This is a genomic window from Pseudoalteromonas sp. SIMBA_162, from assembly GCF_046535955.1.
In the GTDB taxonomy this organism is placed as follows: domain Bacteria; phylum Pseudomonadota; class Gammaproteobacteria; order Enterobacterales; family Alteromonadaceae; genus Pseudoalteromonas; species Pseudoalteromonas marina.
Genome location: NZ_JAWJBQ010000024.1, coordinates 1 through 24,920 on the forward strand (window position 1 = coordinate 1; position 24,920 = coordinate 24,920).

The 24,920-nt window shown below is 39.2% G+C and carries 22 protein-coding genes and 1 tRNA gene; 9 read left to right on the top strand and 14 right to left on the bottom strand.

Annotated features, from left to right (window positions below):
- From R0J88_RS15730 to R0J88_RS15745, 4 genes are all read right to left on the bottom strand, one after another.
- Positions 1-1,602, bottom strand: a 1,602-nt coding sequence (locus R0J88_RS15730) for a FimV/HubP family polar landmark protein (protein WP_410900395.1), incomplete at its 3' end; no start/stop codon positions are given.
- A 349-nt stretch (positions 1,603-1,951) separates the two neighbouring features.
- A complete protein-coding gene (locus tag R0J88_RS15735) occupies positions 1,952-2,968 on the bottom strand; it encodes an aspartate-semialdehyde dehydrogenase (RefSeq protein ID WP_410900396.1) in 1,017 nt (338 codons plus the stop codon).
- Between the two features lie 45 nt (positions 2,969-3,013).
- The gene (locus R0J88_RS15740; protein WP_410900397.1) at positions 3,014-4,135 is read right to left on the bottom strand and encodes a 4-phosphoerythronate dehydrogenase; all 1,122 of its coding nucleotides are present in this window, start codon (positions 4,133-4,135) and stop codon (positions 3,014-3,016) included.
- Between the two features lie 152 nt (positions 4,136-4,287).
- Positions 4,288-6,510, bottom strand: a complete 2,223-nt coding sequence (locus R0J88_RS15745) for a TonB-dependent receptor (protein ID WP_410900398.1) — start codon at positions 6,508-6,510, stop codon at positions 4,288-4,290.
- A gap of 463 nt (positions 6,511-6,973) precedes the next feature.
- Between R0J88_RS15745 and R0J88_RS15750 the strand changes: the two genes are divergently transcribed.
- Together R0J88_RS15750 and R0J88_RS15755 are read left to right on the top strand one after the other, a co-directional pair.
- Complete coding sequence (locus R0J88_RS15750; protein WP_350654701.1) at positions 6,974-8,119, top strand: porin; 1,146 nt, start codon at positions 6,974-6,976, stop codon at positions 8,117-8,119.
- 12 nt (positions 8,120-8,131) lie between these two features.
- Positions 8,132-8,539 carry a phosphate ABC transporter substrate-binding protein gene (locus tag R0J88_RS15755; RefSeq protein WP_350654703.1) on the top strand — a complete coding sequence of 136 codons (408 nt, stop codon included), beginning with the start codon at positions 8,132-8,134 and terminating at the stop codon, positions 8,537-8,539.
- A gap of 212 nt (positions 8,540-8,751) precedes the next feature.
- Here the strand turns inward: R0J88_RS15755 and R0J88_RS15760 are convergent, their stop codons facing one another.
- The 8 genes from R0J88_RS15760 to rlmE all read right to left on the bottom strand — a co-directional run bounded on the left by R0J88_RS15760 (position 8,752) and on the right by rlmE (position 16,944).
- A complete protein-coding gene (locus tag R0J88_RS15760; RefSeq protein WP_350654705.1) occupies positions 8,752-10,377 on the bottom strand; it encodes a methyl-accepting chemotaxis protein in 1,626 nt (541 codons plus the stop codon).
- A 291-nt stretch (positions 10,378-10,668) separates the two neighbouring features.
- Positions 10,669-10,753: transfer RNA gene (locus R0J88_RS15765), tRNA-Leu, on the bottom strand.
- Between the two features lie 66 nt (positions 10,754-10,819).
- Entirely contained in the window at positions 10,820-11,173 is a 354-nt protein-coding gene (secG, locus tag R0J88_RS15770) for a preprotein translocase subunit SecG (protein ID WP_006793902.1), read from the bottom strand.
- Between the two features lies 1 nt (position 11,174).
- Complete coding sequence (tpiA, locus tag R0J88_RS15775; protein WP_410900399.1) at positions 11,175-11,924, bottom strand: triose-phosphate isomerase; 750 nt, start codon at positions 11,922-11,924, stop codon at positions 11,175-11,177.
- 71 nt (positions 11,925-11,995) lie between these two features.
- A complete protein-coding gene (gene glmM / locus R0J88_RS15780; RefSeq protein WP_410900400.1) occupies positions 11,996-13,345 on the bottom strand; it encodes a phosphoglucosamine mutase in 1,350 nt (449 codons plus the stop codon).
- A complete protein-coding gene (gene folP / locus R0J88_RS15785) occupies positions 13,342-14,190 on the bottom strand; it encodes a dihydropteroate synthase (protein WP_410900401.1) in 849 nt (282 codons plus the stop codon). Before folP ends, glmM begins: the two co-directional genes overlap by 4 nt.
- 114 nt (positions 14,191-14,304) lie before the next feature.
- Positions 14,305-16,248, bottom strand: a complete 1,944-nt coding sequence (ftsH, locus tag R0J88_RS15790; RefSeq protein ID WP_410900416.1) for an ATP-dependent zinc metalloprotease FtsH — start codon at positions 16,246-16,248, stop codon at positions 14,305-14,307.
- A gap of 66 nt (positions 16,249-16,314) precedes the next feature.
- Positions 16,315-16,944, bottom strand: coding sequence for a 23S rRNA (uridine(2552)-2'-O)-methyltransferase RlmE (rlmE, locus tag R0J88_RS15795; protein ID WP_006793907.1), 630 nt, complete (start codon positions 16,942-16,944; stop codon positions 16,315-16,317).
- Between the two features lie 87 nt (positions 16,945-17,031).
- Between rlmE and yhbY the strand changes: the two genes are divergently transcribed.
- On the top strand, positions 17,032-17,328 hold the full coding sequence (gene yhbY, locus R0J88_RS15800) for a ribosome assembly RNA-binding protein YhbY (RefSeq protein WP_006793908.1): 297 nt from the start codon (positions 17,032-17,034) through the stop codon (positions 17,326-17,328).
- Positions 17,329-17,406: 78 nt separating this feature from the next.
- On the opposite strand, the gene R0J88_RS15805 is transcribed toward yhbY, so the two are convergent.
- Together R0J88_RS15805 and R0J88_RS15810 are read right to left on the bottom strand one after the other, a co-directional pair.
- Positions 17,407-17,916: a SixA phosphatase family protein gene (locus tag R0J88_RS15805; protein ID WP_410900402.1), complete on the bottom strand. Its 510-nt coding sequence runs from the start codon at positions 17,914-17,916 to the stop codon at positions 17,407-17,409.
- Entirely contained in the window at positions 17,913-19,067 is a 1,155-nt protein-coding gene (locus R0J88_RS15810; protein ID WP_410900403.1) for a serine hydrolase domain-containing protein, read from the bottom strand. Before R0J88_RS15810 ends, R0J88_RS15805 begins: the two co-directional genes overlap by 4 nt.
- Positions 19,068-19,179: 112 nt before the next feature.
- Here R0J88_RS15810 and R0J88_RS15815 point away from each other — a divergent pair, with 112 nt between their 5' ends.
- The 6 genes from R0J88_RS15815 (at position 19,180) to R0J88_RS15840 (ending at position 24,900) form a co-directional block, all read left to right on the top strand.
- Positions 19,180-19,983, top strand: coding sequence for a hypothetical protein (locus tag R0J88_RS15815; RefSeq protein WP_039038535.1), 804 nt, complete (start codon positions 19,180-19,182; stop codon positions 19,981-19,983).
- Between the two features lie 91 nt (positions 19,984-20,074).
- A complete protein-coding gene (locus R0J88_RS15820; RefSeq protein ID WP_008127970.1) occupies positions 20,075-20,932 on the top strand; it encodes a MipA/OmpV family protein in 858 nt (285 codons plus the stop codon).
- Positions 20,922-21,305, top strand: a complete 384-nt coding sequence (locus R0J88_RS15825; RefSeq protein WP_410900404.1) for a DUF3019 domain-containing protein — start codon at positions 20,922-20,924, stop codon at positions 21,303-21,305. Before R0J88_RS15820 ends, R0J88_RS15825 begins: the two co-directional genes overlap by 11 nt.
- 21 nt (positions 21,306-21,326) lie before the next feature.
- Positions 21,327-22,031 (top strand): response regulator, encoded by a 705-nt coding sequence (locus R0J88_RS15830; RefSeq protein WP_410900405.1) that lies wholly within the window; start codon positions 21,327-21,329, stop codon positions 22,029-22,031.
- Positions 22,032-22,050: 19 nt separating this feature from the next.
- Positions 22,051-23,343, top strand: a complete 1,293-nt coding sequence (locus R0J88_RS15835; RefSeq protein WP_410900406.1) for a sensor histidine kinase — start codon at positions 22,051-22,053, stop codon at positions 23,341-23,343.
- A gap of 204 nt (positions 23,344-23,547) precedes the next feature.
- On the top strand, positions 23,548-24,900 hold the full coding sequence (locus R0J88_RS15840) for a sodium-dependent transporter (RefSeq protein WP_006793916.1): 1,353 nt from the start codon (positions 23,548-23,550) through the stop codon (positions 24,898-24,900).
- Positions 24,901-24,920: the final 20 nt, after the last annotated feature.

Genomic DNA, 24,920 nt, shown 5'->3' on the forward strand with positions numbered 1-24,920 from the left:
TAAGCTGTCGATATCGTCCAAATCAAAGTCATCACTTTCTTCAACTAACGACTCTGTTTGCGTTTCATTAGCTGAATCATCATTTGCTTCATCAATTAAGCTGTCGATATCGTCTAAGTCAAAATCGTCACTTTCTTCAGAAGTTTTATCAGACGTGTCTACTGGTTCGGCACTCGTTTGATCAAGTAAATCATCTATATCAAAATCATCGGTCGCAAGCTCTTCGCTCAATGCTGCCATTTCATCGTTAGATTCTAAACTATCACTTTGTGGCTCTTTTTCTGCTGGTGAATCAAACTCAGGTAAGCTGTCATCTTCGTCAAATAGGCTATCTAAGTCATCATTACTTAAAATATCATCAGTGCCAGACGGTTCTTGGTCTAAATCTAAATCAATATCGTCCAAGCTATCATCAGCACTGTCGTCAAATCCTTGTTGCGTGAAAATATCGACTTCATCGTCTTCGTCACTTTCATCATCAAAAACAATATCGTCGCTAAGAAGGCCTTCTAACTCGTCTTGATCAAGTAAGTTATCTGAATCATCAAGTTCGTCTGAGTCATCTTCTAATAAATCATCATCTGGAAGCATGTCACCTTCGAGGTGATCATCTAATTGAACGCTCAAGTCATCCAATGGATCTGGAATGATTGGGTCATCAAGTGTATCAGTTGCTAAGTCATCCTCATTAGAATAAGTTGGAGTTTGCGGTAAAAATTCATCATCTGCTTGAGACTCTTCTTGATTGCCTTTTCTTTTGCGAAGAAACATAACAATTGCAAAGATAATCAATAATCCGGGAATGAACATTAACAGCCCAAGCACAATTGGGTTTGACAACAAGGCTAATAAGTCAAAACTGCTTTGAGGTTCAACCTCTTTAGCTTTTTGCTGGGCAATTATTTCATTTTGTTTTAGTATTAATTCCTTTAGCTGCAGCTGTATTTCACTATCTTGCCCTAATTGTTGGCGAACATTTTCGAGCTCTTTAGAAATTCCAGTCAGCTGTTTTTTAAGGTTATTATTCTCAACTAAAATCTCTTCAACATTTGTTACTGAACTTTTAAACTGTTGCTGTAACTCAACTAATTTATTAGTTTGGTCGGTTTTGATTTCTTTTATTTCTTTTTGTAACTCTTTTTTGGCGTCGTCTACATCAACTTTACGCGCTTGTGTAACTTGTGTTTGAGCTGATGTTATTTCTGTTTGTGTAAGTGTTCCGTTTTTTTTCTTTTCCCATAACTCGTCATCTTGCTCAGAACGCTGCCTAGCTAGTTGAGTATTCACACGTCTAATTTCAGATAAAGTGGGTATTTTTAAATAGGCCCCACTTCGCATATGATTGAGGTTTTGATCTAAAAATGAGTCGGGATTTTTGTTATACAAAGCCTGCATAACTTGATAAATACTTACAGAGTTATCTGGACGCACTTTTACGGCTATGCGCCAAAGTGTATCGGTGGGTTTAATCGGACCAATAGACCGCCCTTGAGCACCATAGTCAACGCCTTTAGGCCCCTTTAATTGGGTACTATCTTGTGTATATACAGGCGTTACTACCAGTGCAGACGCTAATATTATAAGTATAGCCAAACCGCGCATGCTGATCCTTTAATGTCTAAATGTTACAAAGCACCCTTAAATAGGTGCGTAAACATTGATTACTCTTGCCTTATCAGTCTAATGACTGACTCACATTTGTTATTACAATCTATTTTTGTTGCAAGCTCTATTCCAATTACAAACTATAAACCACTTAGGGCACAATATCCATTGCAACACATTGAAAAGAAATGCCTTAACAACACATTTTTAATATTGATTTATTGAGTATTATCAGTAACTTTATTAAATATTATAAAAAACGGCAAAAAAGTGGCGCTCTATTTAAACAAAAAGCGGCAAACACATAGTGCTTACCGCTTTTAAAGAGTGCTTAACATTTAAAATGTTACATATAATTTTCTATTAACTCTTCAGCTATTTGAACACTATTGGTTGCAGCACCCTTGCGGGTATTATCACTAACAACCCACATATTTAAGCCATGAGGGTGTGAAATATCAGCGCGCAAACGGCCAACATATACAGTATCGTTGCCACTGGCATCGGAAACGGCTGTTGGATAATCACCTTCATCGTCAATTAGCTCAACGCCTGGTGCATCATTTAACAGCTGTTTAACGTGTTCGAAGTCGTATTGCATACGTGTTTCAATATTAATAGATTCAGAATGACCAAAAAACACAGGAACACGCACACACGTTGGGTTTATTGCGATTGTTGTATCACCTAATATTTTGTGCGTTTCGTTTACCATTTTCATTTCTTCGCGGGTATAGCCGTTATCTTCAAAGCTATCTATTTGCGGAATAACATTAAAGGCTATTTGCTTAGGAAATATTTGATTATCCATTGGGCGTGCATTCATCAAGTTAGCTGTTTGCTTTGCTAACTCATCAACAGCTTCTTTCCCAGCCCCTGATACCGCTTGGTAAGTTGATACATTTATTCGATCAATACCATACGCATCGTAAATTGGCTTTAATGCCAACATCATTTGAATAGTTGAACAATTTGGGTTTGCAATAATATTACGATTTCTAAAGTCGGCAAGACTTGAGGCATTCACTTCTGGGACAACAAGGGGAATTTCAAAATCATTTCTAAAATGTGAAGTATTATCGATGACTATACACCCTGCGTCTGCTGCAATTGGGGCATATTTTTCTGATACACTCCCACCGGCAGAAAACAATCCAATATGTGCTTGGCTAAAATCAAAGCCTTCAACGTCTTGTACTTCAATTGTCTCACCACGAAACTTAATATCTTCACCTGCACTGCGGCTGCTCGCAAGCAAAAATAGCTGATCAACCGGAAATTTACGATCTGCTAATGTTTCGATAATTTGACGCCCTACTAAACCAGTAGCACCAAGTACGGCAACGTTATATTTTTGCGACATATTTTTTCCTTTTTAAACGATATTAAAACACCGTTATATTAATAATTAGTTGGTTAATGTAAAACCAAGTTGGCCTAAGGCAGCTAACTGCGGGCCATCACCTTTAACGGTTAAGGTGCTAAATTCTCTTCTTACAGGATAGTTTTTACGTAAACTATCAAAGCCATGAGACTCTATATGACGAAGTAAAATCCCATCATCTCTTCGTACATCGTAAATTGTATGCACTAAACGTGCTATGTCTAGCTCTGTGAAACTTGAACTAACAGTGGCCTGCGTAATAGCTGGTACCGGTAAAAAATCGCCTAACGATTTCATAGCTTCAACGCCTTTGAGTTCGCATAGCTTTTGATACAGCATTTGTGTACCTCTTGCCTTACCCTCTAAGGTATGGCCTGCAATGTGTACACTGGCATAGCGTACATGTGCAAGTAAATCTGTTAAAATATTAGGTTCATTTTCCCACACATCAAGCACTAAATCTAAATCGGCCCCTGCTTCCATTAAATCTAGTAAAGCACTATTGTCAATAACATCCCCTCGGCTGGCATTAATTATCGTAGTACCCGGTTTTAAGGCGTTAAGCCTTACTTTATCCATCATGTGAAGTGTTTTATGAGGCCCTTTTTTAACAAGTGGCACATGGAAAGTTACAATATCTGATTGTGCAAGTAGTTCATCTAACTCTAAATGCTCATTTAATAACCCTTGTGCATGTTTTAATGGATCGCACAAAAGCAGCTTTACATTTAATGCTTTTAACTTTTTAGCCAAACAACTGCCAATACTCCCGACCCCTACTATGCCAATAGTTTGGCCTGTTAATGGGCGGGCGTTTTCTTGGCTTAACGCAAATAAGCTGCTAATAACATACTCTGCAACAGCAATGGCATTACAACCAGGCGCACTAGTAAATGTGATATTTCTTTCTTTTAGCAGCTGTGTGTCTATATGGTCAATTCCAATAGTGGCTGTGCCAACAAAACTTAAATTATTCGCTTTTGCTAATAACTCACTAGTAACATTGGTAACTGATCGTGTGAGTAATACTTCTACGTCTATCAGCTGGTCAGGTTTTAAGTTACGTCCATCAAACCGCTCAACCTCACCAAAACCTGAAAAGTACTGCTCAACTAAAGGCATGTTTTGATCGGCAAGAATTTTCATCACAGAGTCCATTTGGCAATTAAGGGCGCTATTGTATCGAACAACCAGACCTTTGCACAAACTAAAAAGGCCGAATCAAAAACTGATCCGGCCTTTTTAGCAAAATAAAATATAATGTTTAAATTACATTGTATTTTTACGCAAACTTAAGTTTATAACTCAAAATCTTTTTTGAATTTTAAACCAAATTCACTACGGTCGTTGCTTCTCATAACACCAACAAAGCCTGATTGTTGTAAACGACCTACATCGTATACTTCATTCAGAACGTTTTCGCCATAAAGTGTTACTTCCATATCGCCATATGCGTTAGTGTAAGAGATGTTAAAGCCAACTAACTCACGCGAATCAATTGTTTCACTTTGGCTATATACTGACTGACCTTGCATTTCACTACGGTATGAATAATTAGCATTTAGTGCAACCGTTGCACCACTGTCTAAATCCATAAAGTATGATGGGGCAACCATTACAGTCCAGCGAGGTGTTAAAGCCGGTGAATCACCTTTACCAATACCTTGAACGCCGGAATCAACCTCTGTAATTTCTGAATCTAAGTAACCTACCGCACTTCTTATTGTAAAGTCGTCAGTGATAGCAACGGTGGTTTCAAGCTCTATACCTTGTGCTTTTGATTGACCCGCATTTTCAACAATAGTTACAAAACCACCACCCGCTGTTGGATCTGAAAACGGAAGTGCTAAATCAGTGTAATCAGTAACAAATACCGCTAACATCATAGATACGTTTTCGTGTACCTGGCCTTTCAAGCCCATTTCGTAGTTAACGGCTTTAGTTTCGTCGAACGACACAAACTGATCAGGTCCACCAAATGGACGTGGTGGGAAGCCACCAGTTTGATAACCTTTTTGAATTTGACCATAAACGTTCATGTTGTTACTGATTTGGTAAGATGCATTAATATCCCACGTCACAGCGTCAAACTCTGCACTTACGTATTTACGTTCAGCAAATGTAGGGAAAATCGCATCGGCATCTTTCTCATCTTTTGAGTATCGAAGGCCACCACCAATACTTAAATCATCTGTTAAATCGTAACTTGTATTAAAGTATACAGCGTATGAATTTGTTTCTTGGTTTATTTCAAAGTCACCATAGCCACCAAATGAAGGTGTAACACCATCGTTTAATAAACCATTAGGTGTGTTGAATGGGCTAAATACAAATGGACCAGAACGAGTGAAACCGTCTTCATTAAAAAAGTAAAGGCCTGATACAAAGTCCATATTATCGTATGTAGCATTTAGCTGGATTTCAAACGAGTACTGGTCTGCACCACCCTCTTCAGGGAACTCAGATAAGTTAAGAGGTGACGCATCATCATCAAGACCACCTTCGTATTCAGAAGTACGGTAACTTGAAATAAATTTAGCTGTGTACGTATCATCGATTGCCCAATCAGCAGTAAATGACGTACCCCACCCTGAGTAAGACGTAGATTCAATACCAGCAACGGTAGTACCTAGATCATCAGGGTCTGATGGGATCATGTCCTGTGTTAATAAAGGGAAGTCACCATTAAATACATCATTTGCATCAAGCGGCTCAGTTAACTCAATAGTGTAAGGAGATTGACCCGACTCGTTATCAACACCATCAAGTGAAAAAGTAAACACTAAATCGCTATTAGCCTGCCATTTAAGGGCTACGCGGCCGCTAAACTCTTCTTCTTCACCAATTTCTTTTTCTGGGTTCGCTAGATTTACTGCTTCGCCAACGCCGTCACGTGTTTTGTATGACGCACTTGCTGACATACTTAACTCATCATTTAATGAGTTATTAAAGTACACATCGCCTGCAATACGGCCACGGCTACCTAACTTTGCAGACGTTGTTAAAATACCTTCATCGCCCGGCTGTTTTGTAATAACGTTTACTGCGCCACCTAACGTGTTACGGCCATATAAGGTACCCTGTGGGCCGCGCAGTACTTCAACACGCTCAACATTTGGTAATGATAAGTTAGACCCCATTTGACGACCTAAGTAAACCCCATCAAGGTATACACCCACACCTGGGTCAGTAGTAATAATGTGATCTTGCAAGCCAATACCACGAATAAATACCGAAGCATGTGCTGCGTTACCTACACCGTAACGTGTGATGTTTAAATTTGGAACGTATTTACCAATATCTTCAAGGTTACTCATATTGGCTTTATCAATTAAATTAGCACCAATTGATGTGATAGCGGTTGGAGATTCAAACAAGCTCTCTGTACGTTTACGAGCAGTAACTTCGATTTTTTCAAACGCATCTTGCTTTGCTGTTGTTTTGGTTTCTTCAGCGTTTACTGAGGTAGTCAGGGCAGCAACTATTGCTAGGCTTAACTGTGAGAGTTTGCGTAGTTTCAAAATATTCTCCAAAGGATACCGTAAATTATTTATTATGCATTTACTGGTGCAACCAGTAAGTTTTGGGCATAAAAAAAGATGCGTGGTAGCATCTTTCCTCTGGAAGGGCATTATATTACACAATTGTGAATTTATGTATTTATTTTTTGATAAAAGTAAAAATGTACCTAACGGAGGAAAAGTTAACACGTTGCAGCGATACTTACTTCTTATGCAATTACTGCATAAAACCTCACGCTATAAATATACGCTCTCAAATTTAATTGGCTGCAACTTATTTTGATATTTTACTTAAAATCAGCAACCTGCATTAATAATGTCAGGCATCCCCCCTTAAAAAATAATAAAAAAGCATTAAATTAATCGATTTTTACTACTAACTTGCTAAATTGATTAGATATAGCTCTATTTCACTTCTATAATACGTCTGAATCAACATCTAATTAACTAATAGGAAATACATATGAAAAAGCTATCTGTAGCAGTAGCATTATGTGCGGCTTTAGCAACAAACTATGCTAGCGCCGAAGTTCGAATTAATGGCTTTGCATCAATTGTCGGTGGAAAGAGCCTTGATAGTGACAGCACCTTATATGGATATGATGATGACATTTCATTTAAAAATGAAAGTATTTTTGCATTACAGCTATCAGCAGACCTAATGGAGAAGCTAACGGCAACAGCTCAAATTGTTGCTCGTGGTGATAATGATTTCGACGCAGAGTTTGAATGGGCCTACGTAACTTATGAACTAAGCGACGAGTTACAAATTAGCGCGGGGAAAATGCGCGTACCATTTTACCGTTACTCAGATTTTATTGATGTAGGTTACGCTTACCGATGGGTTCGCCCGCCTCAGTCTGTTTATAGCATTCCTTTTTCTACTTATGAAGGTTTAAGCTTATTACACAATACGCAGCTTGGCGATTGGGATTCAACAGTACAAGTCATGTACGGTAGTTTCGATGGTGAAATAAACGCAATCACTGAAAAAACTCAAGCTGAACTTAACGATTTTGCTGGCATTAACTGGACGCTTGCATATGACTGGTTCAGCGTTCGTGCTGCATATTTGGTTGCAGAAACATCATTTGCACTTGACGGAACAGACCCTAGCGGCGCTGCATTAAATGGATTAGAAGCCGCACTTCGAGCAAACAGCTTAAATACTTTAGCTGACGATATTGCAATAAACGAAGATGACAGCAGCTTCTTCGGGCTTGGCTTCTCAATTGATTACGATAATTTCTTATTTGATGCTGAATATACACAATTTGAAGTAGAAAACAGCATTTTGACTGAGCAAACACAATACTATGCATCTGTAGGTTATCGCTTGGATGACGTTATAGTTCATTTCACGTATGAAGATAATGACGACAAACATGATGCATCTCGCTTCGATCCAATTGCAACAGTACCAAGTCTGAATGCTGCTATAAACGGTGCATTGACAGGTGTTCAAGCGCAAAGCAATGTATACACTATCGGCGCGCGTTATGACTTCCACCCTTCTGCAGCGTTCAAAATTGATTTTAGCCGCTTTGAAGATGATGTAACTGATACAGAGACTGATGTTGTTGCTGTTGGCGTTGATCTTGTATTTTAATTGGAGCATATAATGAAAAAATTAATTTTAGCTAGTGCACTTTCATTGTGCTCAATTAATGCTTTTGCAGAAGTTGCGGTAATAGTTAATGCTGGTAACGCAAATGCTCTAGACGCAGATACAATTAAAAAGATATACCTTGGTAAAGCCAAGTCATTTGGTGATGGTACTAAGGTAAATCCAGTAAACCAAGATGGCACCGCTGCAGCAGATGAGTTTAACGATAAAGTTGTAGGTAAATCTAGCAGCCAGCTTAATGCTTACTGGTCTAAACTTGTATTTACAGGTAAAGGGACACCTCCAGAGAAATTAGGTTCAGATCAAGCTGTAATAGATTTTGTAGCAGCGAATGCTGATGCTATCGGCTACGTAGATAGCGCAAAAGTTAGTGACAATGTAAAAGTGGTTGCGACCTTTTAGCCGTTATCCCGTAAATTAAAAAAACCACCAAATGGTGGTTTTTTTGTACCTGTAAAAAGTTATGTCTGTTGGCTTAACAAGGTAATCTCGTGTCCATTCTTACGTTCTAAGTTGTTCTATTGTTGCAGGCTGGTAGTACATAACTAGCTAGATTTCAAAACAACAAAGCCTCCAAAAGGAGGCTTTATAGAAACTTTAGCTGTGCAAGTTAATTATTCAATTCTGAATTTGGCAGTAGCGTCTAATAGATTATCTGATAGGTAATGTAGGTTTTTAGCTACATCTCTTACAGCCAGTAATGAGTCCATGGTATCTTCAAAAGAAACATGCATATTAGATACATTTTCTACAACCATGGCTGCAACCGATGTTTGCTCTTCAGTTGCTGCTGCTATTTGTGAGTTCATGCCATTTATTTCTAGCATTTGCTCAGCAATTTTCTCAATTGATATTCCTGTTTTTTCAGCCGCTGTCGCATTATCTGTTGCCATATCTCGAGCTGAAGTCATAGCGGTAACCGAATCATTAGCAGCGGTAGTTAAAGCACCTAGCAATTCGCGTATTTCATTCGTTGAATGAGCGGTTCGTGAAGCAAGTTCTCGAACTTCATCAGCTACTACCGCAAACCCACGGCCATGTTCACCGGCACGTGCAGCCTCAATAGCCGCATTAAGCGCAAGTAAGTTGGTTTGATCGGCAATTGAAGTAATTACATTCAATATTTGTGATACGTTTTTTGTATCGTCCGCAAGTTTATTAATTGTTGTTGCTGCTTGGTTAATTTCATCACTTAGCGTACGAGATGCATTGACAGACATTTGTACCTGGGTACGGCTTTGCTCTACTTCTTTTTCTGCCGTTTCAGCCGCGTGTGATGCATTTGCTGCAGATTGAGAAATATCACCAACGCTTTGCTTCATCTCTTCCATTGATTGCTTAACAATTTCAGCATCTGTTGTTTGTTTTGTTGTTGCACGTTCCGCCTGCTCCATACCCTGTACTAAACGGGTAGAGTTTTCCATTAATGGTTCACATACAGCAATTACTTCAAGTACGGTTTCTTTTAACAGCGCAATAAAAGCATTAAAGTTAATAGAAACTTGGCCAATTTCATCTTTAGAATTCACGGTTAATTGAGTACTTAAAGACCCTTTACCATTCGCTAATAAGCTTAAGTTATTTGCAGCATCGCTTGCTGAGGAGCCGATATTTTTAGCAATCCAAATTGCCATAAATAAAAGCAGCAATAAAGACACGATAGACACAGCAAGCATTAAAGTAAGTGCATTGTCAGAACGTGTGTTAGTGCTTTCAACTAATTCAAAAAAACGATTATCAGCTTTTTGTTGCGCTGCTTTAAAGCTCTCTAAAACAGAACTATAAAGACTTGTTTTTAACTGGGCTTGCTGCTGAATTTTACTAAAATCGGCAGTGCCATTTACCATACCATTAGCAATTGTAGCTGATATCTTCTCGTAGTCGGCTAATTCTTTCACTACATCATTGCTAATGTAGCCATTACTCATTTGCTTAATTAAATTTATATTTGATTCAATTGTTTTGTAAGTATCATCAGCTTTAGTTATTAAGTCTTGCTCGCCAAATGTAACTGCTTGGGTGTAAAGCTCATCTAGTTTTTCTAACAGCCCTACGTTCGCTGATGTTAACTTTACAACCTTATATGAAGAGTTGCCCATTTCATCTAAAGAAGCTCTATTATCATCTATGGCAAGAAAATTAATTAATACCATAATTATAAAAGCAACAACTGCAATACATGTTATTGCATGTATTTTTTTAGTTATGCTTAGGTTTTGAAAAGAGAAGCCTGAAGCCATACTATTTACCTTTTTGAGTTATCTAAATTTATTATCGGCTCAATACTGATAAGTGTGAGTTAAATTTGTAAAATTTCTAGTTTTTTTTTCATTTTAATCATTAATTAAGCTAAAAAATGAAATTAACACAAATAAATAGACTTTATTGGGTACACGATGTGTTTCCTGTTAAAAATTTCACCAAAGAATCTAAATTATTGTTATAACACAAACGTTTCAAGTGCAAAAAACAATCAAAGCAAATTTTAGGTATAAAAAAACCAGTAGCATAATTGCTACTGGTTTTAAATTTGGTGCGGATGGGGGGACTTGAACCCCCACGCCCTAAAGCACTACCCCCTCAAGGTAGCGTGTCTACCAATTCCACCACATCCGCATTTTAAATTTTTGTTCGCTTATTTTATTTGTTTGAGGTTAACAAATAGCTGAACAGTAAACTGTATTAGTTTGGTACGTCTGAGTTACTTTCTTTATTAGAAGTAACTGGAACATCTTCTTCAACTGGGACTACTGTTTCAATAGCAGGCGCTGCCTCTAGGTTTTCCCATTCATCAGTCTGTTTAATCTGACCGGCTGTTAAATTACCTAAAACAATACTCAACACAAAAAAGACTGTCGCTAGGCTTGTTGTTGTCTTTGTCATAAAGTTACCAGCACCTGAAGAACCAAACACAGTCCCAGAAGCGCCTGCACCAAATGATGACCCCATATCAGCACCTTTACCTTGTTGGATTAAAACCATACCAACTAAAGCTAAAGCTACAACTAAATAAACTACTAATAAAATTTCGTACATCTTATACGGTCCCTTTTGCACTGTTACAGATAGCAGCAAAAGATGCTGCTTTTAGACTGGCACCTCCAATTAGGCCACCATCAATATCTGGTTGTGCAAATAATAATTCGCTATTTTTTTCGTTAACGCTTCCACCATATAAGATGGTAAGCCCTTGTGCTAAATCACTGTCTAAAGACGCAATTTTGTCACGGATAAATTTGTGAACAGCTTGTGCCTGTTCTGGCGATGCAGTCTTACCTGTGCCTATGGCCCAAACGGGCTCGTATGCTATCACAGAATCTTTCAGCGCTGCTACACCTAATTTTTTAATTACCGCATCTATTTGAGCAGCAACTACATGTTCTGTTTGTCCACTTTCTTGCTCTGTTTCACTCTCGCCAACGCAAAGAACGGGTATTAAACCAGCTGATTGAGCTCTAGCAAATTTATCAGCAATAACATCGCTTCTTTCGTTGTAAATACTACGACGCTCTGAATGGCCAACTAGCACATAATTTACGCCAAGGTCTTTCAGTAGTTGTGCATCAACTTCACCAGTAAAAGCGCCTGGCGTGTTTTCAGATACAGTTTGAGCACCAGTCTTAACACCGCTTGCAATCATTGCTGAAACAAGTGGGAATGGAGGAAATAAAATAACATCTATTTCTGGTGATTTAATACTATTAATAGCATCCGACATATCTTTGACTAGCTCTATTGAACCATTCATTTTCCAATTGCCAGCGACCATTGCCTTACGTATTGCCATTTTCCACTCCACATTAGAAAGCGGGCGAGATATTAACTTTTCTCGCCCAAAGTTACAAGAGGTTATTGTTATCAATCAGGTTGTTTGCTCATAGATTCGACAATCTCTGCAATCTTACGTGCACTGTCTAATACTATTTTTTCTTGTTCTGCTTCAACCATAACACGAACGACAGGTTCAGTGCCTGATTTACGGAGTAAAACGCGGCCTTTATTACCTAAGTTTTGTTCCACTTCTTCGACTGCCGCAAGGACTTTTGGCGCCGTTGTAGGATCGGTACCCGGTGTATAACGCACGTTAATCATTTTCATTGGGTATTTTGTAAACCCGGCGCCTAAATCTTGAAGCGTTCTATTTTGTGCAACCATAGCAGCCAGCACTTGCAAGCTTGATATAATACCATCACCCGTTGAAATTAAGTCTAGATTAAGTACATGCCCTGAGCTCTCTCCGCCAATTTTCCACCCTTTTTGCTGAAGTAATTCCATTACATAGCGATCGCCAACTTTGCTTCTAGCAAACTCAATGCCTTTTGCTTTAAGTGCATTTTCAAGGCCCATATTTGACATAACAGTACCAACAACACCGCCACCTAAAATATGATCGTTCGCTGCCTGACAAGCAATTATATAAACTAAGTCGTCACCATCAAATACACGGCCATTATGGTCAACCATCATTACACGGTCGCCGTCACCATCATAAGCTATGCCTACATCGGCTTTATGTTCAAGTACTTTGCGTTTTAACGTGTCTACATGAGTTGCACCACATTCATGGTTTATATTTACACCATTTGGCTCACATGCATGAGTAATTACGTCGGCGCCGAGCTCTCTCATGACTGATGGGGCTATATGATATGTTGCGCCGTTAGCGCAATCTACAATCACTTTTAATCCCTCTAAAGACAACCCTTGTGGAAATTGACTCTTACAAAACTCAATATAACGTCCATCTGCACTTGCTAAGCGTGTTGCTTTACCTAACTTATCTGAGGCCACACAGGTCATTTGCTCATCAAGCATGGCCTCTATTTCAAGCTCTACAGCGTCATCCAACTTTAAGCCTTGACCATTAAAAAATTTAATGCCGTTGTCGTAATAGGGATTATGTGAAGCGCTTATTACAATACCGGCCTCAGCCCTAAATGTTTGTGCTAAATAAGCAACGGCTGGCGTAGGCATTGGGCCAAGCAGAACAACATCAATACCGGCAGCTATTAAACCCGCTTCAAGTGCCGTCTCAAGCATGTAACCTGAAATACGCGTGTCTTTACCAATAATAACTTTTTTGGTTCCACCTTTTGATAATACACGTCCTGCGGCCCAACCTAGCTTCATTGCAAACTCAGGGTTTATAGGTGCTGTCCCCACTAAACCACGCACGCCATCTGTGCCAAAATACTTTCTTTGTTTCATTCTATTATTCCTTTTATGCACGCTTGGTAAACACCGAGTACATCTGCAGTTTCTTTTACGTCGTGAACACGAATTATTTTTGCACCATTTTGTGCGGCAATAAGAGCGCCGGCTAAACTACCGGCCATTCGTTCACTCGTGTCTCTGTTTAACAGATTGCCAATCATCGACTTACGAGATAACCCCGCTAATAATGGCAAACCTAATTTATTAAAATCATTAAACTTGGTTAAAATTTCGTAGTTATGGCTTAATGTTTTTCCAAATCCAAAGCCAGGGTCAAGAATAAGCTGTTGAGCTTTTATCCCAATTGTCTCACAGGCATTAATGCGACTTTTAAAAAACTCATTAATATCGCCCATTAAATCATTATACTGAGGAGACGTTTGCATACTTCGGGGCTGACCCTGCATGTGCATTAAGCAAATTGCGATGTTTTCAAATTGCGCAACAACATTCAGTGCGTCAGGCTCTTGTAATGCGCGAACATCATTTACCATATCTGCACCAGCTAAAATAGCTTGCCTCATCACCTCAGCTTTACTCGTATCGACAGAAATAACACAATCACTCTGAGCGCGTATTGCTTTTATTATTGGCACCACTCGTTCAAGCTCATCATCAAGGCTAACTGTCTGAGCACCAGGGCGAGTAGACTCACCACCAATATCTATTATTTTTGCGCCATCACTTAATAGTTTTATTGCGCGCTGTACAGCGAGATTAGGGTCTATAAACTTCCCACCATCTGAAAATGAATCTGGGGTTACATTTAATATACCCATAATCACAGGCTCAATTAAATTTAGTTCTCGACCATTTGGTAAATTAATAACATTATTCATCGTGAGCCTTGTTTGCATTTCAGCATCCAAACACACTCTAACTATAAATTAGAGCGAAATTAAAACCGATACAAAAAAGCCCCGAAGTACGGGGCTTTTTTAGTATTTTAACGATTATTCAGCTTTGTCATCAACATTTGTTTCATCTTTTTTAGACGATTCTGTTGTTGATTGGCTTTCATCATTAACAGGCTCCTTTACAGAATCTGTTTTTGCAGCTTTTGGCTCATGACGGTCATGAGCATCGCGTGGCTCACGCACTGGCTGACGCGCCATTAAATCGTCAATTTGCTTAGCATCAATCGTTTCATATTTCATTAACGCGTCTTTCATTGAGTGAAGAATATCAATATTCTCTTTCAATATTTTTTCGGCACGCTCGTAGTTTCTATCTGAAAATAAACGAACCTCAGCGTCAATTACTTTAGCTGTATCATCCGACATGCTAGATGCACGACTACCGCCACCACCCATGTACATTTCGTTTTGATCTTCAGCGTAAAGTAGTGGTCCTAATTTTTCGCTTAGACCCCAATGTGTAACCATTTTGCGTGCTATGTCTGTTGCACGTTCAATATCGTTACTCGCACCGGTAGTCACTTTGTCTGCACCGTAAATAAGTGCTTCAGCGATTCGACCACCATAAAGGCTAGAAATCATTGATTCTAATAGCTCTTTAGAATGGCTAACACGATCTTGCTCTGGTAAATACATAGTCACACCTAGCGCACGGCCACGTGGAATGATAGATACTTTATAAACAGGGTCATGCTCTGGCACCATGCGTCCAACAATTGCATGGCCGGCTTCGTGGTATGCCGTCATTTCTTTCTCTTGCTCGCTCATCACCATGGTCTTGCGCTCTGCGCCCATCATGATTTTGTCTTTAGCAGCATCAAACTCAGCCATGTTTACAACACGTTTGTTACCACGTGCCGCGTAAAGTGCGGCTTCGTTAACTAAGTTAGCTAAATCAGCACCCGAAAAACCGGGTGTACCGCGAGCAATAACAGCTGCATCAACGTTGTCACCTAATGGTACTTTACGCATGTGCACTTTAATGATTTGTTCACGACCGCGTATATCAGGTAAACCAACTTCTACTTGACGGTCAAAACGACCAGGACGAAGTAATGCCGGGTCTAGTACGTCTGGGCGGTTAGTCGCAGCAATAACAATGATGCCTTCGTTACCACCAAAACCATCCATTTCTACAAGCATTTGGTTTAATGTTTGTTCGCGCTCATCGTTACCGCCGCCCATACCTGCGCCACGTTTACGACCTACTGCATCAATTTCATCGATGAAGATAATACAAGGCGCTGCTTTTTTGGCTTGTTCAAACATGTCACGTACGCGCGATGCGCCTACACCAACAAACATTTCAACAAAGTCAGAACCCGAAATTGTGAAAAATGGTACTTTTGCTTCACCCGCAACAGCTTTAGCAAGCAATGTTTTACCAGTACCTGGTGGGCCAACCATTAGTACACCTTTAGGTATACTACCGCCTAATTTTTGGAATTTAGACGGGTCGCGCAGGAAGTCGACCAATTCGGTAACGTCTTCTTTTGCTTCATCACAACCAGCAACATCAGCAAAGGTTGTTTTAATTTGGTCTTCGCTCATTAAACGTGCTTTGCTCTTGCCGAATGACATAGCGCCTTTGCCGCCACCGCCTTGCATTTGACGCATGAAGAAAATCCATACACCAATAAGCAGTATCATCGGGAACCAAGAAATAAATATGCTTGCTAAAAATGATTGCTCTTCAGGCTTTACACCTTTCACGTTTACATCACTTTTAAGTAAGTCATTTAAAATGTCTTTGTCGTAGATTGGCATAATGGTTTGAAAGCGCTCACCATTATTTTTAGTACCTGTGATTGTTCCACTGGTGCTCTCTATTGCCACTTCTTGTATTGAGCCATTTCGGGCATCTTTTACAAACTGACTGTAACTTGTTTGACGGTCGATTTGCTCGCCACCATTAAAGCTCTGAAAGACTGACATAAGCACAACTGCAATGACCAGCCATAGTATTAAATTTTTCGCCATATCGCTCAAGGGGTTAACCTCTTGTATCCAATTAATTTAAATTCAACTAAACGCCAAGCAACTGTACTACAGTTTGTATCCAGTCGCTACTATATATACTTCCCGAGAACGGGCACGTGAGGCATCAGGTTTGCGTATTTTCACTGCTTTAAAACTATTACGTACTTCCTGCAAGTATTGATCAAAGCCTTCTCCTTGGAAAACCTTAACAATAAATGCACCATTTTTCTTTAGAACTTGATTACACATATCTAGCGCAAGCTCAACTAAGTACATGCTTCCAGCTTGGTCTACTGAGTTATTACCACTCATATTCGGTGCCATATCAGAGAGTACCACATCAACATTTTTTCCATCAATGCGTTTTAGTAAAGCATCTAACACGGCTTCTTCGCGAAAATCACCTTGTAAAAAATCTACACCGGCTAAAGAGTCCATAGGTAAAATATCACAAGCAACAACCTGCCCTTTGTCACCTACTTTTTCGGCTAAATACTGTGACCAACTACCTGGGGCTGCCCCTAAATCCACCACAGTCATACCAGGGCGAAGTAACTTATCTCTATTTTGTACTTCATCTAATTTAAAAACCGCTCTTGAACGCCAGCCTTTTTTTTGCGCTTCCTGAACATATTTGTCATCAAAATGTTCTTTCAACCATCGCTGTGAACTGGCTGACTGTTTTTTATTTGTCATAAATTACACGCAACTAATTAGTAATATTCTCTAGATGGCGTTAGAATACCCTTAATTCAAGCCATATTCAGCAAAATTTGTATAAACATGACATTATCAAATAAACAAAAGCAGTTTTTAAAAGGCGAGGCACATAGCCTCAAGCCTGTAGTTTTACTAGGTTCTAACGGTTTAACCGAAGGCGTAGTGATGGAAATTCAAAGCGCATTAGAAATTCACGAATTAATCAAAGTTAAAGTACCAACTGACGATCGTGAAACCAAAGCGCTTATTTTTGAAGCAATCGTTCGTGAAACAGGTGCGACAAAGCTTCAAACAATTGGCCACACAATTGTGCTTTACCGCCAAAGCCCTGAGAAAAAAATTCAACTGCCGCGTAACTAATTTACTTTTTGTATAATTTATCGCTTTAAATAAAAAACCAGCTATCAGCTGGTTTTTTTATTTATTTACCTCTGAATTCTAAAAAGTAAAATTCATTTCTAAGTCTTTGAGTAAATATTTGATTTCTGCATGATGCTTTTTTTTGCTTAACAAAAAATAGCGTGAAAACTGCATTTCACTCATTGGTTCTATTTCTTCATTTGAAAGCAACGTTGCAAGTTCTGGAGTTGTATTACTATGACCAATCACAGCAACTACGCCATTCAAAGAAAGTATCTGGTTTTTTAAATCTGCCAAATCTCTAGCATTGTAAATCTTTATTTCAGAATCAAAATGCGTAGCAAGGGGACCTGCTGTTTGTAAAGTACGTTTATAGTTACTACTAAATACATGAACCCTATCGTATTGTTTAAATAATGAAACTAAATGCTGAGCCCGCTTATTGCCTTGTTGTGTGAGCTCCGGGTTTATTCCCGCTAATTTTTCACTATGGCGAAAAAGGTATATTTTTTCTGGAGCCGAAAATACATATTGGCTATTAAATAAAACTGCACATAAAAAAATAAAAACACCGTATTTTACTTTCATATTGTCTGCTCACGTTTGTACTTCAACAAACGATTAATAAACTCGGTTGTTAACTCATTAATTAACCCTGTCTCGGCGTTTAACACCAAGCTAAAGCCAATATTTAAATGGGGGAATACCACTAAGTCGCTTCTGTATCCTTGTACCCAACCACTGTGGTAATACAAGGTTTCATTGTCGTAATTGTATACTCGCCAACCTAAACCGTAATAAGCTTCGTTTAACTGTTTTTTCCACACCCTGCGGTACATTTCTTTTTTAGTGCGTGTATAGGGCCGAGTTTGTTTAGACAAAGCATCAAGTGATAACACCTCAGGGTAGTGACCTAATTGCGCCTTTAACCAGATAGCCATATCGCTTGCACTGGCATTAACACCAGCTGCTGGTCCAACTTTGTAGTAATTTTTTTTAAGCTTTGCAGTGTACCAACGTTTTTTCCCACGTACGTGCGGTAAAGCGTAATTACTATCAACCACCATGGCTTCATAACCCAAGCTAGCATCAACCATATCAAGTGGCTGAAAAATGCCTTCATTTAGCCATTGTGAATAATCTTTATTTGTACTTTTTAAAATAACATCATCAATTAAACTAAACATGACGTTTTGATAACCGTAGCATTTACCAGGCTCGCAAATAGGTTTAACCGTCACTAACTTTTGTACTATATCGGAATAATCCATTCGCGACTCAATTAAATTGTCATATGCGTTTGGCACCAAGCCGCTAGAATGGCTAAGTAAGTGATAAACTTTTAAGTTTTTTTCGTATTCTGTGCCTATAAAATCAGGTAAGTAATTACTGACGGAGTTATCTAATTTTATGAGCCCATCACTAGATAATTTTGCAGCCAGAGAGCCTGCAAATGTTTTAGACACCGACGCCAGTCTAAAACGAGTGTGAACATTAACCTTTTGACCATTTCGGGCTTTTGTTCGTCCGACCGCATGGATGTAATCACTATTGCCTAAATTAACTATCGAAAGTGCAGCTCCTGGAATGCCTTTACTCGTGAGTTTTTTTTCTGCGTAACGGCCATACTTTTTTACAAAACTATCCCAATTTGGGTCTTGCTGCGCTGCAAAACTAACGGTTGCATACACAAAACACACTGCAGTTAAGCAATACTTTAAAAGTGGTAAGCGCTTCATTTTTTAATACTTTATCTTTTTAACTGCCTCTGTATGCATAATATCATGAACTTTTCTTTGGACTAACGTACAATACAAAAATTATTGTACTTTTTGTGGGTGTTAAGTATTTATGCGTTTTTTAGTTGTATTACTTTTTGTTTTATTTTCATCAGGTTGTGCCATTACCAAACAACCAGCAGAACCTTTGGCTATGCCGTTAAAGCCAGCATTAACAACGCAAACGTATCAGCTTAAATACCAAACAGAGCATGCTTCACCAAAAGTGAAGTCGGTGCAATTGCCTGCACACAAAGTTTTACAAAATCAAACTGTAAAAATAATTACCGATAAAGCAAGTGTAACCGACACTCTACTATCGCAAATAAGCCAAGCACTTAACGATAAACAGCTTAAAGTTACGAGTAAAAATAACAGTGATTACACGCTGACTATTCAAAAGCTCGACTTAACATTTAAAGAAAACACACAGTATTCAATTGCCACACCTGAAAAGCCATTTGTCTTGTTTGAAAATATTGCAAAGCAATACCCAACGCAGCAATGTGCATCTATTTTTGCAGAAGTTAATATGCGTTTAACACACAAAGCGTCTGGCGATGTGGTGTGGTTTGCAACGTCGTCAATAGATAGTGCCAGCTTTCACAGAGAGCCGCTAATTTACAGCTTAAGTGAAGAACAAAGAATTACAAACGAACTAGAGGTTGTTGCATTTATCCACCAGCAAAACACAGAAGAAGCACGTTTAGCTAGAGTGGGTAAAGAGGTGAAAATCCCTGAGTATCAAATGCTGTCTAAATTATCTAGCCTAAGTAAGTTAAGTGGTCCGTGTAGCCGCACAGAAGTCAGTGCTCTAACACCTATGATGCAATTTTACTTAAGCAGTATATTAATAGATAAAATTAAAGTTCAGTAAAAGTAACATTTGCTACATTTTTTTACAGATTAAGGGTACACCTTAACAATATACTACGCACTATAACAACAAATAATCAGGCTCAACGTGGATGAAATATACCTTACTTAACCGTACTCTTTTTAGTATTGTCTTGTTCAGTTTGAGCCTTATAGCGACCTCAGCCCAAGCAAGTAATCGTTATTATGCAGACAACACCCTTGAGCCCACTCAAGGCTTTGCATGGGACTGGAGCGCAGGGGCAAGTTATTTTGTAGAAGATACTTACCTAGTCGGCACCAATGCCTACGACACCGATTTAGAGCTCGATTTAAGCCTTGCTGTATCATACGACCGATTTTATCTCGACTTTGACCATAACCAACTCAGTGGCGGTCTTATTATCGGCTACAGTATCATTGATAAGTATGATTGGGGCTTGGATATACTGGGCACGAACACCCAAGCAGGCTTTGACGAAAAAGGGCTTGGCTTTTATAACAGTGGTGTAATTGCAGAGCTTGATGGCATAAAGTCTCGTCGCTATGATTTTGGTGTTGGCCTAAGGCTTACACGCCGATTCGAAAACTCTCAAATTTCATTTGAATACCTTTATGATGTTTCTGGCGCCCATAACAGCTGGGTTGTTAACACCTTCTTTAGCCAAATTTTACCGTGGCGAAACTGGGAATTTAGATCCGGTGTTGGCGTAAGTGCTTATTCAGCTGATTTTACAAATTATTATTTTGGCATTGACCAAGAAGAAGTAGCCGAAAACCGACCTTTTTATGATGCACATGCAAGTACCAGCCTAATATTTGAATTTCATGCTGAATACCCAATAAGCCAAGATTGGGTTTTTCTAGCTGGCTTTCTTTCCACATGGTTTTCAGCAGAAATCGACGACAGCCCAATTATTTCTCAAGGGTATCAGCATAAAGCCAAGGTAGGCCTACGTTATGTTTTTTAGATGGTTTTGTTTGCTAATAATTTTTCTTGTATCAGCGCTTGCGCAATCTAGCGATACACAAAATACTTTAACCGCGGTTCCTGATACGTGCGTAGCTCTTCGTGAAGGGCGCGATTGTTATGCCGACGTTGTTATTACGTGGCACCAACCCATTATTGGTAATTATTGCCTACGCGATGCAACATCAAAATACATTATGCAATGTTGGCTCAAACAGCAACAAGGCACATTAAATTACGCATTTGATTCTAAGCAAAGTATCGCATTTGAACTATTTGATAGTAATACATCAAAAATAATTGGCACTGCAGAAGTAAAACTTCAGTGGGTATATCAAAACAGACAAAAAAAGCGTCGCTGGCGATTATTTTAGCCACTGCATTAAGGATAATTTATGGATAATTACGGCACTATTTTATTAGTAGAAGATGATGCATCATTGGCTCAGTGGGTAGCCGAATACCTAACTGAACAAGGCTACACTACCCATGTTTGTCACCGAGGTGATGAAGTTGTCAGTCAGGTAAAAACCTTGAACCCAAGCATTGTCCTACTTGATATTATGTTACCTGGTCAAGATGGCATCAGTGTATGTAGAGAACTTCGTAGCTTTTATAATGCGCCTATTATTATGCTTACAGCACGTGATGAAGAAATGGATGAAGTTATAGGTTTAGAGGTAGGTGCGAGCGATTATATAATGAAACCAGTACGCCCGCGCGCTTTGCTCGCTCGTATAAAAGCGGCGCTTCGTCAAAGCAGTGAGCCCAATAAATTGGAAAAAGTAGAAAGCACAATTTCGGTCGGTTCGCTTAATATTAATACCGAATCGAGAAACGTGAAATTTAACGGCCAAGACGTTAATATCTCCAGTGCAGAATATTTACTTTTGCATTATTTGGCAAGTAATGCGGGCCAAGTTGTATCACGTGATGCGGTTTTTAAAGCCACTAAAGGACGTGAATACGACGGACTTGATAGAAGTGTCGATGTGCTTATTTCTGCACTAAGAAAAAAGTTTAGCGACGACCCACAAAACCCTGAAAAAATTAAGACAATTTGGGGGCGTGGTTACTTGCTCGTCTCTACTGCATGGTAACTTACAGCTGTATGCTTAAATGAAAAAGTTTTACATATCACTACTTGGCAGCGCACTGGTATCTATTGTGGTTTTAGGGTGGCTTATAGACGCCTTTAGCCAGCAAGCACATACCCCACAAGACGAATTTAGTGTGCAAAGTAAAATGATGATGGGATTTAGTAAACAACTGGCAAATATTCCCACCTCTGAACGTGGCGCATATGTTAAGCAGCTAGGTGAAGAGTTTGATCTATCAATCGATTATAAACCTAATGAATCACTTGCTTTACCTCCTTCATTATTACTTCAAATGCATGCTGTTGGCGGATTGATTTTAGAAGATCAGCAAGGTTTTTATATGCTGTATAGCAACCAAGCGCTAAACCCCTTTCATATTTCTATGCGACTTAAAAAAAGCGCAGACACCGATAAACGAAATGATATATTTTTAACTTTGCTTTTTTATGCTGGCTTATGCATTTTAATGGGATTCATTATTGCGCCACTCGCTAAGCGACTAAGTGTACTCAATGAGGCTGCTAAACAGTTTGCATCAGGCAATACACAAGCCAGAATTAACGCCTCGCATTTCACGTATATAAGAGATGTAGAGTTAACGTTTAACCGTATGGCGAGCCAAATTGAAAAACTTGTCGCTGAGAATAAATTAATGGCATCAAGTTTATCGCACGATATACGCACCCCTATTGCCTGTCTTCGCTTTGGCTTAGATGCCGCCTTAGATACCCATGATGAGAAAAAAATAAAAACCTATTTAGAGCGTATGGAAAACGATTTAGATCATATGGAATCCATGCTTAAAAGCTACTTAGCGTTTGCAACACTTGAGCAAAACGCAAACAAATTGACGTACTCTTCTACAAATATAAAGCATTACCTTGAAGACATTTTAGTTCAGCTTGCCCCAAAGTTAGAATCACAAATGCTAAGTGCTGATCTTAATAGCTCAACTGACATTATTGTGGCCGACCTTCATTGGTTAGCACGTGCAATTACAAACCTGCTGACCAATGCCTGCGATTTTGCCGAACAATATATCTACTTGAGCGCCAAGGTTCACGAACGCCAACTTATCATAACTGTTGAAGATGATGGCCCAGGGATTGCCCAAGAAAACTTTAAAAATGTATTAAGCCCATTTTTTAGAGAAGAAGATCATAGAAACCGCGCAGATAAAAGCTATGGCCTTGGCTTGGCTATTGTTGAAAAGGTCGCTGACTGGCATAACGGTACTATTTCTGTCAGCAAAAGTAAGCACTTAGGCGGAGCCTGCTTTACCCTTAGTATTACCCAGCATTATAAATCGTAAAGTATAAATTACGCGGTGTAATTAACATTTTTAAAACAAAATCAACCCATTAATTTTAATCTACTCCTAACATTTACTAAAAACAGCGCATTAATCACACCACTGGAAAACTAAATTATGTGGGATCAGCAAATAAGCACTTTTTATTTTTTTACATTTCCAGTAGATTGTCAGCGCCGTTAAAAAACAGAGAAGTATAATAATATGAGCGCAGTTAGAGGCGAGTTTAGTTCTCGCTTTGGATTTATTATGGCCGCCGCCGGCTCTGCCGTAGGTTTGGGCAACATATGGGGCTTTCCCACACAAACAGCCAGTAATGGTGGTGCCGCATTTTTAGTTGCCTATTTAGTGTTAGCTTTCTTTTTAGCTTATCCTGCGCTAATGGCCGAACTCATGATTGGTCGGCACGGGCAAGCCAACGCAGTCGTTTCTTTAACTAAAGTATCTAACAAACCTTGGCAAAAACACTTTGCATTTATTGTCGGCTTTGGGGGTATTTTATGCGCCGGCTTTATACTTAGTTTTTATGCTATTGTTGCAGGCTGGATGCTCAGTGCAACAGCCCAGCCTATCGCCGCCTTGGCCGGAGCTGACGCAGCATCAACCTGGCTAAGCGAGCAATCACTTACTCGCAATGTTATTTTTACCCTCGTTTTTATTGTTTTAACAATAGCAATCATTAGCCGTGGTGTTGAAAACGGTATCGAAAAATGGTCAAAGCGCTTGATGCCCGCTTTATTGGGTATTTTATTTTTATTAATTGCTTATGTACTGACTCAAGAAGGTGCAATGGAAGGGTTAAAAGCCTACTTGTTACCTGACTTTTCGTCTATTTTTGACACTCAGTTAATTGTGAGCGCATTAGGTCAAGCGTTTTTCTCATTATCACTTGGCACAAGCGTTATGATTATATACGGCTCGTATATTAGTAAAAAAGAAAACCTAGTCTCTCTCGGTGCATACGTTACGTTAATTGATGTGTTTATTGCCTTTGTTGCTGGCTTACTTATTATCCCTGCTATGTATGTAGCTCAAGCACAAGGTGTTGAGATATTTTCTGCCAGCGGAAAATTACTCTCAGAAGATACTTTAGTATTTCAGGTATTACCCGCTTTATTTGAAGGTATGGGCAGTGTAGGTTTATTTGTTGGCTTTGCATTTTTTGCCCTAATGAGTATAGCTGCGCTCACTTCGTCAATATCAATGCTTGAAGCACCTGTTTCCTATGCTGTAGAACGCTTTGCCTTGAAGCGCATTCAAGCAACGTGGGTCATTGGGGCCTTGATAGCAGTTGTTAGCATTACGATTGTGTGTAACCTAGGCGCATTATTTGGTTTAGTGATCACACTTACCACTAAGGTTGCGCAACCATTACTTGGCTTAATGTGCTGTATTTTTGTAGGCTGGATTTGGTACAGAAATTCATTACTACAAGCCATTCAACAGGGCAATCCCGAGGTACAAACTACGCTATTTTGGAAAATATGGCCTTGGTATACTAAGTTTGTGTGCCCTATCGCAATAGGTGCAGTGTTTGTCCACTCGTTATTAAGCTAACAACAACTCATATAAAAGCC